Below are 15,502 nucleotides of genomic sequence, written 5' to 3'. Positions count from 1 at the left end.
ATACCTTTAAGATACCTTTTGCCGAAAAAAAAGACCTCAGCTTATAGAAACTGAGAATTATTGGTTATTTCAGGGGTTTTTGGCATATTTTTCCAACGAGAGGTAGACAAAAGGTATTATATAGGTATTACTCTCATCTGGGGAGGAATCAAATGCTGCCGCAAACCGAAATGCTGCGCGACGAGGTCGAAGGGCTGGACCTGCGGCCGGATGTCGACATCCTGGGCTATCTGCTTGAGGCACAGAAGGCGGCATTGCGCGGACTTGACGGCTGCTTGGATGCCCTTTCAGAGGGGGCTGCCATTCTTACGGATACGGTGCGTCTGGGCGGCAAGATTTACTACGCTGCGGCCGGTTCGTCGGGCCTAATGGGACTGGCGGACGGAGCCGAGCTGTCCGGAACCTTTGGCCTTTCGCCTGAGTCCATGGCGATCTGCATGGCAGGCGGGGTACCACAGGGCGCGGCGATGCCCGGTCATACCGAAGATGATGAAACTGCGGCGCAAACTGCGGCGGCCAAGGTACAACCGAGTGACGCTGTAATCGCCCTTTCCGCCAGTGGCAGCACGCCCTATGCCGTCGAATTCGCCCGTCATGCGCGCGCGCAGGGTGCCAAGGTCATCGGGATCGCCAACAACGCAGAGGCCCCGCTATTCGACTACGTGGATTGCGCCGTCCACCTGAACACGCCACCCGAACCCATCGCTGGCTCAACGCGCCTTGGGGCCGCGACGGCGCAGAAAGTGGCTCTGAATATGATGTCCACGCTGATGGGCATTCGCCTTGGCCACGTCCATGACGGGATGATGATCAACGTCATCGCCGACAACCATAAACTGCGCCAACGCGCCGAAGGGATCGTTGGAAAAATCGCCGGGGTTTCGGCAGAGCAGGCCAGTGCTGCGCTTACGCAGGCGTCCGGTAACGTGAAACAGGCAATCTTGCTGGCCGCGGGCGCCGACAGCCCGGACCGGGCCGAGGCGCTTTTGGCGCAATCTGATGGCCACCTACGCCCAGCGCTAAAACAACTTTAAAACCAAACAAAGTACCAAGGGAGAAAAGACCATGAAGAAAGTATCACTAAGCGCCGTTTTGCTGGCGTCGTCGGCCCTTGCAGGCGCCGCATATGCCGAAACGGTTCTGACTATCGAAAGCTGGCGCAATGACGATCTGGCGCTCTGGCAGGAAAAGATCATCCCCGCGTTTGAGGCACAGAACCCGGATATCAAAATTCGATTCACGCCTTCGGCCCCTGCGGAATACAACGCGGCCCTGAACGCCAAACTGGATGCCGGGTCGGCCGGAGACCTGATCACCTGCCGTCCGTTTGACACTTCGCTTGGTCTTTATGAGGCCGGTCACCTGACGGATCTGTCCGATCTGGGCGGCATGGCCAATTTCTCGGACGTTGCGAAATCTGCGTGGCAGACCGATGATGGTGCGGCGACCTTCTGCGTTCCCATGGCCTCGGTCATTCACGGTTTCATCTACAACAAAGACGCCTTCAACGAGCTGGGCATCGACGTGCCCACAACCGAGGCTGAGTTCTTCGCCGCGCTCGACAAGATCAAAGAGGACGGCACCTATATTCCGATGGCCATGGGCACCAATGACCAGTGGGAAGCGGCCACCATGGGCTACAACAATATCGGCCCGAACTACTGGAAAGGTGAAGAAGGCCGTCTGGCGCTGATCGAAGGCTCGCAAAAGCTGACGGATGAAGCCTGGGTCGCGCCCTATCGCCAATTGGCGAAATGGGGTGAGTACATGGGCGACGGGTTCGAAGCCCAGACCTATCCGGACAGCCAGAACCTGTTCACTCTGGGCCGCGCAGCCGTCTATCCGGCAGGCAGCTGGGAGATCAGCGGTTTCAACAATCTGGCCGATTTCGAAATGGGCGCATTCAAACCTCCGGTCCAGAATGCGGGCGATGAGTGCTATATCTCGGATCACACCGATATCGCCATCGGCTTGAACGCAGCCTCGCCCAACGCTGAGGCCGCGCGCACCTTCCTGGATTGGGTTGGCTCGGAAGAGTTCGCAACCATCTACGCCAACGCCCTGCCCGGCTTCTTCTCGCTGTCCAGCTTTGACGTCGCGATGGATGACCCACTGGCGCAGGAGTTCGTAAGCTGGCGTGGCGAGTGTGGCTCGACCATCCGCTCGACCTACCAGATCCTGTCGCGCGGCACGCCGAACCTTGAGAACGAGACCTGGAACGCCTCGGCTCAGGTCATCAAGGGCGAAGAAAGCCCCGAGGACGCCGGGCAGCGCCTGCAGGATGGCCTCGCCTCCTGGTACGCGCCGCACCAATAACCACTCACGAAACCAACGGGTTCGGCCTTCGGGCCGGACCCACCCAAAAAAGTCGAGGCACAAGATGGGCAACAGCCGGATCAAATGGCACATAGTGGTGTTCCTTGCACCCGCCGTGCTGGTTTACACTGCCGTGATGATCCTGCCGCTTTTCAACACGCTGCGGCTGGCGCTTTATACCGAGGTCGATCAATCCCGCGTCTTTGTCGGGCTGGACAATTTCCGTACCCTGTTCGGCGATCCCTTATGGTCGGATGCGTTCTGGAATGCATTAGGTAACAACTTCTGGTTTTTCTTCATTCACATGCTGGTGCAGAACCCGATCGGCATCGCTCTGGCCGCCATGCTCAGCCACCCGCGGCTGAGGTTTGCCGCTTTCTACCGCTCGGCCATCTTCATTCCGACAATCCTGTCTTTCGTAATCGTTGGCTTTGCCTGGAAACTGATCCTGTCGCCGATCTGGGGCATTGCGCCGGACATGCTGGCCGCTGTTGGCTTGAAATCCCTCTATGCTCCGTGGTTGGGGAAAGAGGAGTATGCCCTGACCACCCTGGCGCTCGTGTCAGTCTGGCAGTTTGTCGGTATCCCGATGATGCTGATCTACGCCGCGCTGCTTTCAATCCCAGAAGAAATCCTTGAGGCCGCCGAGGTCGAAGGCATCACCGGTATGGCCGCCTTCTGGAAGATCAAACTGCCGCTGATCCTGCCGTCGATCGGCATCATCTCGATCCTGACCTTCGTGGGGAATTTCAACGCGTTTGACCTGATCTATGCCGCCCAAGGAGCTCTGGCAGGCCCCGATTTCTCGACCGATATTCTGGGCACCTTCATGTACCGCACCTTCTTCGGGTTCCAGTTGCAGCTTGGCGATCCGCATATGGGCTCGGCCATTGCGACGGGGATGTTTGCGATCATCCTAACCGGCGTCTGCGTCTATCTGTTCCTGATCCAGACCCGCATCCGCCGGTATCAGTTCTGAGGGTAGCAAGATGAACAAAGCCCGCAGAAACCCGTTCAATATCGCCGCCATGCATGGCGCGCTGATCCTGTACACCCTGATCGCGCTGTTCCCGGTCTTCGTGATCGTGATCAACAGCTTCAAGTCCCGCAAAGCGATCTTTCGCGAGCCGCTGGCCCTGCCGGATGCCGAGACGTTCTCGATGATCGGCTATCAGACGGTGATGAAACAAGGGGATTTCTTCCTCTACTTCCAGAACTCGATGATCGTCACGGTTGTGTCGCTGTTCTTCATCCTGCTGTTCGGCGCAATGGCCGCCTTTGCCCTCAGCGAGTATCGCTTTCGCGGCAACACCCTGATGGGCCTCTATCTGGCCTTGGGCATCATGATCCCGATCCGCATCGGCACGGTCGCCATCCTTGAGATGATGGTCGCAACCGGGTTGGTGAACACTCTGATGGCCCTGATCTTGGTCTACACTGCGCAGGGCCTGCCACTGGCTGTCTTTATCTTGTCCGAGTTCATGCGTCAGGTCAGCGACGATCTGAAAAACGCGGGGCGTATTGACGGCCTCAGCGAATACACGATTTTCTTCCGGCTGGTTCTACCGCTTGTGCGCCCGGCCATGGCGACGGTGGCGGTGTTCAACATGATCCCGATCTGGAACGATCTGTGGTTCCCACTGATCCTCGCCCCGGCCGAGGAAACCAAGACGCTCACGCTGGGTAGTCAGGTCTTCATCGGGCAGTTCGTCACCGACTGGAACGCGGTTCTGTCCGCGCTGAGCATGGCGATCCTGCCGGTCATGGTTCTCTATGTCATCTTCTCGCGGCAATTGATCCGCGGCATCACCTCGGGGGCGGTCAAATGATCCGAGTCCTTATCGCAGGTCTGGGCAATATGGGCCTCAGCCACGCGCTGGCGCATCATCATCATACCGACGCGCAGATTGTTGGGTTAGTCAATCGCTCTGGCCAGGTCGATCAGTCGGAGTTGCAGGGCTATCCCGCCTTCTCGGACTTCCACACCGCCCTGGCAGAGACCGCACCTGATCTCGTGGTCATCGCGACCTATTCCGATAGCCACGCTGACTATGCCTGCGCTGCGATGGAGGCGGGCGCGCATGTGTTTGTCGAGAAACCTCTGGCCACCACGGTCGAGGATGCACGCCGCGTTGTCGCCAAAGCGGTCGAGACGGGGCGCAAGCTGGTGATCGGCTATATCCTGCGCTACCACCCCTCGTGGATGCGATTGATATCCGAGGCGCGAGATCTGGGCGGCCCCTACGTGTTCCGGCTGAACCTGAACCAGCAATCCACCGGCCCGACATGGGAGACGCATAAGGCGCTGATGCAGACCACCTCGCCCATCGTCGATTGTGGCGTGCACTACGTGGATGTGATGTGCCAGATCACCGACGCCCTGCCCGTTCGGGTCAACGGCATGGGCCTGCGCCTATCGGACGAGATCGCACCGGATATGTATAACTACGGCCAGTTCCAGGTGGTGTTCGAGGACGGCTCAGTCGGCTGGTACGAGGCCGGATGGGGCCCGATGATGTCCGAAACCGCGTTCTTCGTGAAAGACATCATCTCGCCCAATGGCGCCGTTTCGATCACCGAGGGCAACAAAGGCGCTTCGGACGATGTGGACGGGCACACCAAAGTGGGCGGCATTCTAGTACATTGCCCGGATCGGGACACTCTGATCGAAATGGACGGCGAACCGGGCCATCAGGAGCTGTGCGATGCAGAGCAAGCCTACATGCTGCGCGTCATCGCCGAGAATATCGACCTGACCCGCCACATGAGCGACGCGGTGCAATCCCTGCGGATCTGCTTGGCGGCTGATGAAAGCATTAGAACCGGGCAACCGGTTGACCTGAAGGAGGCGTGACGTGACCGCCCTGAAGCTGAGCAAAGTGTGTAAATCCTTCGGGCCAGTTGAGGTGTTGAAGAACATCGACCTGACGGTCGAGGAAAACGAATTCGTGGTCTTTGTCGGCCCCTCGGGCTGCGGGAAATCGACCTTGCTGCGGGTAATTGCGGGATTGGAGGATGCGACCTCGGGCACGGTCGAAATCGACGGCGAGCAGGTCAATACCGTGCCACCGGCGAAACGCGGGCTCGCGATGGTGTTCCAGTCATACGCGCTATACCCGCATCTCACGGTGCGTGGAAATATGGCGCTTGGGCTTAAACAGGCTGGGCACCCGAAGGATGAAATCTCGCGCCGCATTTCCGAGGCCAGCCGGATGCTGTCGCTTGAGGACTATCTGGAGCGCCGTCCCGCCGAACTCTCAGGCGGCCAACGGCAACGCGTCGCCATCGGACGTGCGATTGTGCGCAACCCGAAACTGTTCCTGTTTGATGAGCCGCTGTCCAATCTGGACGCCGCCCTGCGCCTGAACACACGGGTCGAGATCGCCAATCTGCACCGACAGATTGACGCCAGCATGATCTACGTGACCCATGATCAGACTGAGGCGATGACACTCGCCGACAAGATCGTGGTTCTGCGGGATGGACGCGTGGAACAGATCGGCAGCCCAATGGACCTCTACAACAACCCCGCCAACCGCTTTGTGGCCGAGTTCATCGGCTCCCCCGCCATGAATTTTGTCCCGGCGGATATGATCGGCGGACCAAAGGGCACCTATTTCGGCATCCGTCCGGAATACGCCACCCATTCTGAAACCGGGGCTCTATCCGGCACCGTGGTGCATGTGGAAAACCTGGGTGCGGATACGAACATCATGGTCGATATCGGGACCGGAAAACCCTTCACCATCCGCGCCTTCGGTCAACACAGGGTTGAACCGGGCGCGCAGACAGGGATCGCGTTCGATCAGGCCAACGTCCTCGCCTTTGGCGAGGACGGTCAGAGACTGTAGCGCTACGCGTCTTCCCCTAGCTCTTTGACGGCGGCCAAGAGGCGTGCGATTTCCTGTTCCGTGTTGTAGTGACAGAAGGAAATGCGGATGCAATCCGATAGCCCCAATGGCCCCAGCACATTGCCCGAGTAATGGTCGGCCTTGCGCGTATGGGTTCGGATGCCCTGCTGATTCAGTGTCTCGACCACATCTTCGGATGCCTTGCCTTTGACCACGATCGACACCAGCCCCTCGCGCGCTGGGTTGTCGGCCCCGGCCAGAATGGTGACATGATCCATATCGCGCAGACCGGGCAGGTTGCCGGTGCCGTTGATGGCTGTGTTGGTCAGATGGGTTTCATAGGCGTGAATGGCACGACCCGCAGCCTCGATCCGGGCGCGCGGGTCAGTCTCGTCCGATACTTCCCCACCCAGCCAGTCGAAATAGGACACCACATCCGAGACCGTCGCGTAGGAACCGGTATCGCGGGTGCCGAACTCCCACCCTGTCGCGGGGGCGTCGATCAGCATGTCATGCGGCGTATGGGTCAGACGGTCAGAGATCCATGCAATCCCGTACCCGTGGCGCGAGAACACTTTGTAAGGTGAGATCACATAGCCATCGACGTTGTAAGCATCCAGATCGAGCTGCCCATGGGCTGCGTGCTGGATGCCATCGACGATGATCATGCAATCCGGCGCAACCGCCCGGATCGCGGCCGAGATCGCGGCCACATCCATGCCCATGCCCGTCACAGGTGAGGCATGCAGGATCGTCGCCACCGCCACATCCGGGGTCATCAGTGCGGCGTAGTCGTCGGGTGTAACCAGACCGGTATCGTTGTCATGGAGCACGTTCACATAGTCCAGCCCAGCAATCTCGGCCCAGCGGCGCGCGGCGCTTCGGGTGGCTGGGTGTTCGATGGAGGAGCCAATCACTTTGACCCCCTTGGGTGCGGCCAAACACGCAGTACGGATCATGCGGAACAACAGCTCGGTCCCGCTTTCGCCAGCAATGAACTGACCGCCAGAGGCGTTCATGAACACGCCTAGATCCTGCTTGGCTTTGTTGATCACATTTTGCGTACCCTGCCCCGCAGGGTTGATACGGCCCGGATTGTCCGGGATCGCCGCATAGAAAGCCGAGGTCTCAGCCACCGATTTCAACGTCAGGGCGCCGCCTGCATTCTCAAAGAAAATGCGTTCGCCCTGAAACGGGCACGTGTCGACATGGGCGAACCTGTCGCGAATGGCATCAATAAGCGCGGGGTTGTCTTGGATCATGGGTCAGTCCTGTGGAAAGTCAGAGCGTTCGGACAGCTTGCACGGGCGTGCCGAACAGATCGAATTCAAACACCGGTTTTGTCTTCATGACAAGAAAAAGGGCCGGTTGAAACAACCGGCCCTTCTGCGTCAGTTGAACCGAGGGATCAGTTCGAACCGGCGTTCAGCTTTTCGTTCTGCTCGCGCAGCGTGTCCGAGATGATCGCGTACCATTCGCCGGACTGGCGCATCTCGTTCAGACCCTTGTTCATCATCGCGATGTATTCGCGGGCAAACGGGTTCGAACGGTGAGCCATGAAGCTCATCGACGAGAGTGTCGAAACATAGGGGTTTTCGACGATATCGTCCGATGTCAAACCCATGTCGTTCATGGTCGAAGCAAACAACTCAACCTCGAATGCAGCAACGTCTGCTGTGCCGGTGAGAACGGCGTCCAGGCATTCACGCGCTGAGTTGGGATGAACCAGGTTCAGGTTTTTGCCGTTCAGGCCAACTTCTTCCAGAACGACCATGCTCCAACCCGCCATACGGCAAAGGGTTGCGCCTTCGAGATCCGAAAACTCTGTTGCGGCGGCATATTCGCTTTCGGGCAGCGTGAAGAAGCCACCAACAACGTCGTAGATCGGAACAGACGCCACGAACTGTGTGCAGCGAGCTTCGGTCGCCTCAGACCACTCATAAGAGCGGTTTGTACAATCGGGCAGCGTCCAGGCGATCGAGATGTCGAATGCGCCCAGCGGCAGCAGAGTGTCCAAGTGCGAAGACCAGTCATCCACGAAGCTGACCGAGAAGTCGCGGCTGTTGCCGGCACGCTGCAGGCTGGTCGTTGCCAGACGGGTCATGATGCCGCCACCGCTCAGGGATTCTGTCGTGAACGGTTCCCAGCCGTTGCCCGCAACCAGTTTGATCGGCGGTGCATAGACGTTCGACCGTTTCACGCTGGCCGCACGCTGTTCTTCCGCCGCGATGATTTCCTGCGCCGACTGACCGTTGGGCAGGCTGCCATCCTCACACGGCAGAGCCAGGACCAAGCCGGGCTCTAGCGAATTGGGGTTGGTGATCTCGTTGCGGTTCGCGTTGAAGATCGGCTGATAGTTCGATGTGCCGTAGGCTGCGATCGCGATGGTTGCCATCGTGTCGCCGTCCTGCACGGTGTAGTTTGAACAGGCTTCCTGCGCTGCTGCAGCACCTGCGGAGAGTGTGAGGACGGCGGTTGCCGTCATCACTTTGGTATTGAGTTTTTCTCTTAGCATTTTTAATTCCTCCCATAAGTTGGAATGTGGAGATGAGGTTTCAGTTGATTGCGTCTAGCAGTCTTTCGTTATGCTCATTCAGGCTATCCGAGATGATGGCGTACCATTCCCCGGTTTCACGCATTTCGTTCAGGCCTTTGTTCATCAGGGCAAGGTATCTTTGACCCTGAGGATTGGACCGGTGAGTGATGAAGCGAAGGGACGACAGCGTCGAGACATAGGGGTTCTCGACTAGGTCGTTGGCATTCAGGCCCATTTCGCTCATGGCGTCTGCGAACAGCTGCAATTCGAACGTGGCGATGTCGGCTGTTCCAGTGATGACCGCATCCAGGCATTCCCGTGCGGTGGCGGGCTGCACAACCGTCATGGTGTCGTCGCGCAGCAAACCTTCTTGTTCCAGATCGTGCAGAGGCCAGCCTTCCATACGACAGATCGTGGCGCCGTGCAGATCATCAAAGCTGGTGGCTCCGGCGTATTTGCCTTCGGGCACGCTGTAGAAGCCGAACACAATGTCATAGACCGGGGCCGAGGCGTGGAACTGCGTGCAGCGAACCTCGGTCTCCCATGACCATTCATAGCTGCGGTTGGTGCAGTCGGGGATATTCCAGGCCATCGACACATCAAACGCACCCAGCGGCAGCAGGGTTTCGATATGCGAGTTCCAGTCATCCACGAAGCTGATCGAGAATTGCTCGTTATTGCCACCACGCTGCAGCGTTGTGGTGCCCAGACGAGTGATGAACCCGCCACCGTTCAGGGTTTCATCCGCGAACGGAGCCCAGCCATTGCCGGTCACCAGTTTGATCGGCCGTTTGAACGCACTGCTCTGCGCAGAATTTGCAAAACGTTCCTGCTGCGCCGCGATGATGTCGCTTGCGCTCTGACCGTTTGGCAGGTTTCCGTCCTCACAAGGCAGGACCAGAGACAGCCCGGGATCCAGCGCGTTGGGGTTGCTGATCGCATCGCGGTTCGCGTTGAAGATGGGCTGGTAGTTGGACGTGCCATACGCGGTCAACGCGATGGACGCCATGGTATCGCCGTCCTGTACGGTATAATTCGTACAGGCTTGTTGGGCGGCAGCGGCTCCGGCACTGACCGTCAATACGGCAGCGGTTGTCAACGCAACATTTTGGAGCGTGAAGTTGGGCATTCGGTGTTTTCTCCAGATAAAATTTGAGATGGCTTTTCAGTTTTTTCAGCCGTTTTCCATTTGATAGCGAAGAGCGGATGAGACGATGTCTCGCCATTCGCCGGATTGCTGCATGATCGCCAGACCCTTGTTGAGCGTTTCCAGAATCGCTTCTCCGTCCGGGTTGTCCTTATGCGTCATGACATTCAGCGACTTGATCGCCGCCAAATTCGGGTTCTCGACAATGCGGTGCTCGTAACCAAGGCGACCGATGGCTCCGTCGGCGAGGTGCGCTTCGATTGCGACAATGTCGGCCTCGCCCGTCATCACTGCTTCAAAGCACTCGTCCGGCGATTCCGGGCGCAGCAAGGTGATGATCGGCTCGTACAGGCTGACCGCATCCATGTGTGACAGCGACCAACCTTCAGGGCGGCAGATCGTGGTGCCGGCGAAATCAGCGTAACTGAGCGCTTCGACATAGCTTGTGCCTTCGCGGGCGAAGAACGTGTCGACCACTTCGTAGAACGGGTTCGAGAAGTTGTAGGTCTCACAGCGGTTGCGGTCGTTTTCAGAGAGCGCCGCAGGTTCTTCGCAATTCGGACGCGACCAGGGGAAAGTTCCGTCAAACGCAAGCGTCGGCATCAACAGATCCAGATGCGAGTTCCAGTCGTTGACGAACTGAATCTTGTAGGCCTGCTCGGGCGCGGCGCGCAGCATCGCGGTTTCCACCAGATGCGTATAGAGGCCCCGATGTGGCAGAGCTTCGTCCGTGAATGGCTGATAGTCGCCGCCGGTGATCAATAGCACCTGACGGTCACGCACCTCGGGGCGTTCGCCTGCACCGGCGTCGCGGATCAGGGCGGCGCCTTCGGCGCGTGCGGCCTCGATTTCTTCACGCGCGGCGGCCTTGGCTTCAACCACGGCCTGTTCACTCACCTGCTTGGCCTCGGCTTCGGCGGCGGCCACACGGGCTTCGGCCTCAGCGATTGCCTGTTCCGCACGCTCTTCGGCAGCTTTGACCAGTTCGGCAGCCATTTCGGCGGCCAGACGCTCGGCCTCGGTATCAGCCAGAACCGGAGTACGACCGATATCTTCAAGGCAAGGCATTGCCAGCACGTCACCGACCCGAATGATGTTCGGATTGGATCCAATCACATCGCGGTTGGCGTCAAAAATGATGCGGAAATCTTCCGTCGCATAGACCTGAATCGCCAGCTCTCGCAGACTGTCGCCGCGCTGAATCTCGTAGTTCGAGCACGCCTCTTGCGCGGATGCTGCACCTGTCGCCGCCGCCAGGGCCAGGCTCGATATGATCAATGTGTTTTTCATGGGTCCCGTTGCTTTGCCTTATTATTGTTTCGCAAGTTTCACGACTGCGATTGAGAGGTTGTCTTGATCAGGGTTGTTCTTCGCCAGCACCGCCTGCTGCAGTGCCTCTGCGATTTCTTGCGCCAATGCCTGCGCGTGGCTGCCTACGACCGCCTGAAGCTCGTCATCCGTCAGGGTCTGCAGGCCATCACTGCCGAGGATGAGGATATCTGCAGCCGTCATTGCCAGCGGATCTTCTGGGCAATCCACTTTGGGAATCGCACCGCCCATGATGACCGAGGTCAGCTGATTGCGGTCCGGATGAGACCGCGCCTGCGCTTCGGTCAGCGTGCCGTCGGCAACCTGCGCGTCGATCATCGGCGCCATTGAATGGTCTTCATTGATCTGCATCAGCCCGCCGTCCCGAAACAGGTAGAGCGGGCTGTCGCCAATCGAAATCCAGAACAAACGCTGCCCCAACAGCAAGGTGCCCAGCAAGGTGGACCCCATGTTGCAGCCATCGCCCTGTTCTTCATTGCGGTTCGAAATCAGCGCGTTGGCCTGCATGGCCGCCAAAGGCAGCGCATCTATCGCCGCGCGTTCCGACAGAGTGTCGCTTTCCAGCTCGGCGTCCAACGCCTCGCGCCAGGCGGCAACCACGAGGCTTGAGGCGACCTCACCGGCCTCATGCCCGCCCATACCGTCGGCAATCACCACATAGCCTGCATCCGCCGCGTCGAACATACGCGCAGCGATAGCATCTTCCTGCGTGTCCCGCTGACCCTGACTCAGGATCAGCGCAACGTCATATGCCGGAGTCGCGAGCATCTATCAGGAATCCCGCCAATCAAAACCTTCGTCACAGAAGGCCATGAAACGGATCGAGGTTTCGCTGATGCGGATCAGGTCGCCATTGGACAGCGCCACGGTGCTGAGGACCGGCTTGCCATTCAGGCGCACCAGATTGGCCTTGCCGCCATGACCCAGATAGCATTTGCGATCTTCAGGGTCATAGGCAATCACGGCATGGTTGCTGCGCGAGATGCCGGTGTCGCCGAAATCCAGCTGGATGGCCTGATCATCATTGCGACCGATCTGCATCAGACCTTCCGTGAGGGTGATGCTCGACCCACGGCCGGGGCCTTGGGTGACAACCAGCCAACCCACCGGGAAGGTCTCTTGCGCGGCTTCGGTCTTAGCCACCGGCTCGGCGGTTTCGATCAGGTCCTGAACGTGGGTATCTGCGCGTTCGAAACCCAGGAAAGTGGTCTTAACACGCGAACGGCGGTCCTCGGCTGGGGCTGGGGCCGGAGTCGGCGCTGGTGTCGGTGTCGGCTCAACCGCTGTGGCCTGCACCTCGGGTTCGGGCTGCGGTTCAGGCTGCGGTTCGGCGGCTTCCGCCACCGGTTCCTGAACTTCGATCTCAGGCTCGACCGGAGCCGAGGTTGCTTCCGGAGTAGGCTCGACCGCGACCGGTTCGATCACTTCGGGCTCAGCCACGTCGACGTCATCCTGAACCGGCACTTCGACCCGCTCGTCTTCGGACAGATGCAAGGTTACGATCTGCTCATCGGCATCCGCCTCATCAAACGCCACTTCCTCGGCCACCTCTTCGGTCACCGGAGCCTCTTCTGCGAAGATCGAAGTCTCTTCCTCGATGTCCTCGGCCACGTCTTCGGCATCCGAAAACTCGGGCATCTCACCTTCGGCGGTCAGCTCATCCTCTTCGTCATAATTCTCTTCATACGCCTCAGAGGCCAGATTGCCACCGCCCAGCGCCGCGCGCAGCGCGTTGAAATCCGCAATCGGTTCGGGCTTTTCCTCAGCCGGGGTTGCTGCCTCGGTCGTTTCTTCTTCTTTGGCTTTGCCGGCACCTTCTAGAAGCCGGCTGAGAGGGCTTTTGTATTTGAACATGGTGTCGACACCTTCAACTTGTTGGCACGCAATTCTGTGCCGTTTCGCTACCCGCACCGCGACTGTCCGCGCTGCGGTCTTCAATCTTGAAACCAGGAAACTTTTTACCATTCTGCGTCGGGCCGGATCCCGTCAGGGTGGCTTTCTTTCGAGGGCCACCCTCAGCAAACACACGCTGGCAGATTACGTTCGAACCGGTCTGATCACTCCTGCGCAAGAGGCATGGTTACGTTGGCATCTGCACCATTGCGCAATACCGCAAACTCCGCCTGAGGCTGTTCGCCCGACACCAGTTGCGCCAACACCGCATCGAGGCTTTCCGGTCCTTCGAACGCAAGCCCTGTTTCGGCCTCGCTGACCAGCACATCCCCAGTTTGCAAGCTGCCCGACGCACCCTCGGGCACCTCTGTCACAACTGTCTGCCAGCCACCGGCCCCATTGCCGTTGACGCTAAAGCCGTAGCCGTTTTCCAACCCGATCGTGCGGAATGCAGGCAGCGCCAGCAATCCGTTCTGCGCCCGCGTCTCGCCCAGAGGACGGTAGCGCGCGGCCACGCGCAGATACCCGTCGGGATCCACCTGCAGGTTCTCAAGCACCTGTGCCGCAAAGGAGGCATCGTCGCGTACCGGCTTGCCATTCAAAGTAAAGATGGTGGCCCCGCGCTGAACCCAGTCGCCGATCACCGACATATCCTGATTGGCATCCACACCCGTGATCGAGAACATATTGCCGGTCGAGGCGCGACGGCGGGACGTATCAAACGGAACCTCAACATCCCAATGCGAGAACGCAACCTGAGCCTCGGCCAGATTGACCGGAGCTGCTGGGGCCTCGGCCTCAGGTGCTGTCACTTCGAGTACGGCTGCTGTTTCTTCGGGTGCGACTGTGGTTTCTTCGTTCGCAACTGCTGTTTCTTCGGGCGCAGAAGCGGTTTCTTCGAGCGTTGCTTCTTCGGTCACCGTTTCTGCGGGGGCTGCTTCTGTGGCAACCGTCTCCGCAGTTTCAACCGGCTCCTGCTCGACAGGCTGCACTGCAGCGCTGACTTGTTCCAGTTCCTGTGAAGGCTCTTCTGTTTGGGCCGGTCCGACCGCCGCTGTTTCGGTTTCCACTGCTGCGGTTGCGGGTTCCGCCGCTTCCGTAGCAGGGGCCACCGCCGCCGCTGTCTCGGCCTTGTCCGCATCACCGGACATCATCACATACCCACCTGCGGCCAGAGCGATGGCCACAACAGCCACGCCTGCCAACAGCTTGCCATTGCCGCTCGATCCGCTTTTGACGACGGTATCAACGGCCACCGCCGGTTCCTCGCGGAGCGAGAGCTTGGACAAATCCTCTTCGGCCTTGTCCTCATTGCCCATGACAATATCGGAATTGCCCGCCAACAAAGCGGTCACAACCGCCTCGGCATTTTCGCTTTCAGCCTTGATCCGGGCTTTCTCGGCCTCTTTGTCTTCACGGTCCATACCGACGATGACCGAGACCGGACGATAGGCGAATGTATCGAACATCACCCCCGGCCCGCGGAACATGCGCAACCAGTCCAGCGCCGATTGCAGGCGGTCGGTGGCATGAACTTCCATCGCCTTATCGATCGCTTCCAGGAAACCTTCGGGATAGCCTTCGAACCGACCGGTCAGCGGGGAATAGGGATCTTCTTGTCCGTTGTTGAACGCGTTCAGGCGGCTTTGACCATCGATCGGACGCTCACCGCTGATCGCGTGATACAGCGTTGCAGCCAGCACATAGAGGTCGCTGCTGGGGCCTTGCTCAGCGCCGCGCACATAGAATTCATGGGGCGAGTAGCCATCCTTGATCACTCGCAGCGTCAACAGCGCCGCCGACTTGTTCGCGGCCTGCTCGCGCGCAGCGCCAAAGTCGATCAGAACCGGATCGCCATTCTCGTCGATCAGGATGTTGTCGGGGGAAATGTCCCGATGCAGCATGCCACTCTGGTGGATGAACGAGACCGCAGACAGCATCTTTTCGGTCACCTGCACGATGAAGTCAGGGCCGCTTTCGTTCTCGGGCTTGTCCATGTAGTCCAGCAGGTCGCATCCGCGGATCAGGTCCATGGCGATATAGGCGGTGTTGTTGTCCTCGAACACCTGATGCACGTCGACGATGTTGGGATGCACCAGCCGTGCGTGGTTGCGCGCTTCCTGGATGAAGAGGTCCACAATCGCGCGCAGATCTTCAGAGTAGGACGGATCAGCGGCTTCAACTAGGTCACCATCGCGACGGCAGAGCGCGCCGGGGAAACATTCTTTGATCACCACGTCCCGCTCCAGGCTGTCACGGGCCAGATAGGTGATTCCAAAGCCGCCATTGCTGAGATAGCTCAGGATTTCATACTGCCCCCGCAGGAGCTTGGCTCCGGGTTGCAGACCTTCAATTTTTGGTTCGTCGTGCGATGCACCGACAGCCTGGTTATGGCTCATTTCAATCCGCCCGTATTTCTCAAATCGCGGC

At 59.1% G+C, this 15,502-nt stretch carries 13 protein-coding genes; 6 read left to right on the top strand and 7 right to left on the bottom strand.

The annotated features are described in order from the left end of the window. Positions 1–152: 152 nt before the first annotated feature. The 6 genes from ACR0KL_RS08880 to ACR0KL_RS08855 all read left to right on the top strand — a co-directional run bounded on the left by ACR0KL_RS08880 (position 153) and on the right by ACR0KL_RS08855 (position 6,167). Positions 153–1,034: an N-acetylmuramic acid 6-phosphate etherase gene (locus ACR0KL_RS08880; protein WP_480776895.1), complete on the top strand. Its 882-nt coding sequence runs from the start codon at positions 153–155 to the stop codon at positions 1,032–1,034. Positions 1,035–1,065: 31 nt separating this feature from the next. Next, entirely contained in the window at positions 1,066–2,316 is a 1,251-nt protein-coding gene (locus ACR0KL_RS08875; protein ID WP_170678115.1) for an ABC transporter substrate-binding protein, read from the top strand. 64 nt (positions 2,317–2,380) lie between these two features. Then, the gene (locus ACR0KL_RS08870) at positions 2,381–3,295 is read left to right on the top strand and encodes a carbohydrate ABC transporter permease (RefSeq protein WP_170459957.1); all 915 of its coding nucleotides are present in this window, start codon (positions 2,381–2,383) and stop codon (positions 3,293–3,295) included. A gap of 10 nt (positions 3,296–3,305) precedes the next feature. After that, on the top strand, positions 3,306–4,145 hold the full coding sequence (locus ACR0KL_RS08865; RefSeq protein ID WP_170375704.1) for a carbohydrate ABC transporter permease: 840 nt from the start codon (positions 3,306–3,308) through the stop codon (positions 4,143–4,145). Then, the gene (locus tag ACR0KL_RS08860) at positions 4,142–5,170 is read left to right on the top strand and encodes a Gfo/Idh/MocA family protein (RefSeq protein WP_480776894.1); all 1,029 of its coding nucleotides are present in this window, start codon (positions 4,142–4,144) and stop codon (positions 5,168–5,170) included. The genes ACR0KL_RS08865 and ACR0KL_RS08860 overlap by 4 nt, the downstream gene beginning before the upstream one ends. Position 5,171: 1 nt before the next feature. Next, the gene (locus ACR0KL_RS08855) at positions 5,172–6,167 is read left to right on the top strand and encodes an ABC transporter ATP-binding protein (RefSeq protein WP_170471518.1); all 996 of its coding nucleotides are present in this window, start codon (positions 5,172–5,174) and stop codon (positions 6,165–6,167) included. 2 nt (positions 6,168–6,169) lie between these two features. Here the strand turns inward: ACR0KL_RS08855 and ACR0KL_RS08850 are convergent, their stop codons facing one another. The 7 genes from ACR0KL_RS08850 to ACR0KL_RS08820 form a co-directional block, all read right to left on the bottom strand. Beyond that, positions 6,170–7,429 carry an aminotransferase class V-fold PLP-dependent enzyme gene (locus ACR0KL_RS08850; protein ID WP_170678119.1) on the bottom strand — a complete coding sequence of 420 codons (1,260 nt, stop codon included), beginning with the start codon at positions 7,427–7,429 and terminating at the stop codon, positions 6,170–6,172. A 146-nt stretch (positions 7,430–7,575) separates the two neighbouring features. Further along, entirely contained in the window at positions 7,576–8,682 is a 1,107-nt protein-coding gene (locus ACR0KL_RS08845) for a LysM peptidoglycan-binding domain-containing protein (RefSeq protein ID WP_170552169.1), read from the bottom strand. 40 nt (positions 8,683–8,722) lie between these two features. Continuing rightward, positions 8,723–9,832: a LysM peptidoglycan-binding domain-containing protein gene (locus ACR0KL_RS08840; protein ID WP_170552166.1), complete on the bottom strand. Its 1,110-nt coding sequence runs from the start codon at positions 9,830–9,832 to the stop codon at positions 8,723–8,725. A gap of 45 nt (positions 9,833–9,877) precedes the next feature. Further along, positions 9,878–11,140 (bottom strand): transporter substrate-binding domain-containing protein, encoded by a 1,263-nt coding sequence (locus ACR0KL_RS08835; RefSeq protein ID WP_170678121.1) that lies wholly within the window; start codon positions 11,138–11,140, stop codon positions 9,878–9,880. 21 nt (positions 11,141–11,161) lie between these two features. After that, positions 11,162–11,947 (bottom strand): protein phosphatase 2C domain-containing protein, encoded by a 786-nt coding sequence (locus tag ACR0KL_RS08830; RefSeq protein ID WP_170678123.1) that lies wholly within the window; start codon positions 11,945–11,947, stop codon positions 11,162–11,164. 3 nt (positions 11,948–11,950) lie between these two features. Continuing rightward, positions 11,951–13,033, bottom strand: coding sequence for an FHA domain-containing protein (locus tag ACR0KL_RS08825; protein ID WP_170678125.1), 1,083 nt, complete (start codon positions 13,031–13,033; stop codon positions 11,951–11,953). A 203-nt stretch (positions 13,034–13,236) separates the two neighbouring features. Next, entirely contained in the window at positions 13,237–15,471 is a 2,235-nt protein-coding gene (locus ACR0KL_RS08820; protein WP_480776893.1) for a serine/threonine-protein kinase, read from the bottom strand. Positions 15,472–15,502 lie beyond the last annotated feature (31 nt).

Source organism: Ruegeria sp. C8, assembly GCF_056537565.1.
This window is presented reverse-complemented; position numbering and strand designations above follow the sequence as displayed.

Coding starts and splice junctions, on each gene's coding strand:
- ACR0KL_RS08880 (WP_480776895.1), top strand. CDS start 153: ATGCTGCCGCAAACCGAAATGCTGCGCGACGAGGTCGAAGGGCTGGAC.
- ACR0KL_RS08875 (WP_170678115.1), top strand. CDS start 1,066: ATGAAGAAAGTATCACTAAGCGCCGTTTTGCTGGCGTCGTCGGCCCTT.
- ACR0KL_RS08870 (WP_170459957.1), top strand. CDS start 2,381: ATGGGCAACAGCCGGATCAAATGGCACATAGTGGTGTTCCTTGCACCC.
- ACR0KL_RS08865 (WP_170375704.1), top strand. CDS start 3,306: ATGAACAAAGCCCGCAGAAACCCGTTCAATATCGCCGCCATGCATGGC.
- ACR0KL_RS08860 (WP_480776894.1), top strand. CDS start 4,142: ATGATCCGAGTCCTTATCGCAGGTCTGGGCAATATGGGCCTCAGCCAC.
- ACR0KL_RS08850 (WP_170678119.1), bottom strand. CDS start 7,429: ATGATCCAAGACAACCCCGCGCTTATTGATGCCATTCGCGACAGGTTC.
- ACR0KL_RS08845 (WP_170552169.1), bottom strand. CDS start 8,682: ATGCTAAGAGAAAAACTCAATACCAAAGTGATGACGGCAACCGCCGTC.
- ACR0KL_RS08840 (WP_170552166.1), bottom strand. CDS start 9,832: ATGCCCAACTTCACGCTCCAAAATGTTGCGTTGACAACCGCTGCCGTA.
- ACR0KL_RS08835 (WP_170678121.1), bottom strand. CDS start 11,140: ATGAAAAACACATTGATCATATCGAGCCTGGCCCTGGCGGCGGCGACA.
- ACR0KL_RS08830 (WP_170678123.1), bottom strand. CDS start 11,947: ATGCTCGCGACTCCGGCATATGACGTTGCGCTGATCCTGAGTCAGGGT.
- ACR0KL_RS08825 (WP_170678125.1), bottom strand. CDS start 13,033: ATGTTCAAATACAAAAGCCCTCTCAGCCGGCTTCTAGAAGGTGCCGGC.
- ACR0KL_RS08820 (WP_480776893.1), bottom strand. CDS start 15,471: ATGAGCCATAACCAGGCTGTCGGTGCATCGCACGACGAACCAAAAATT.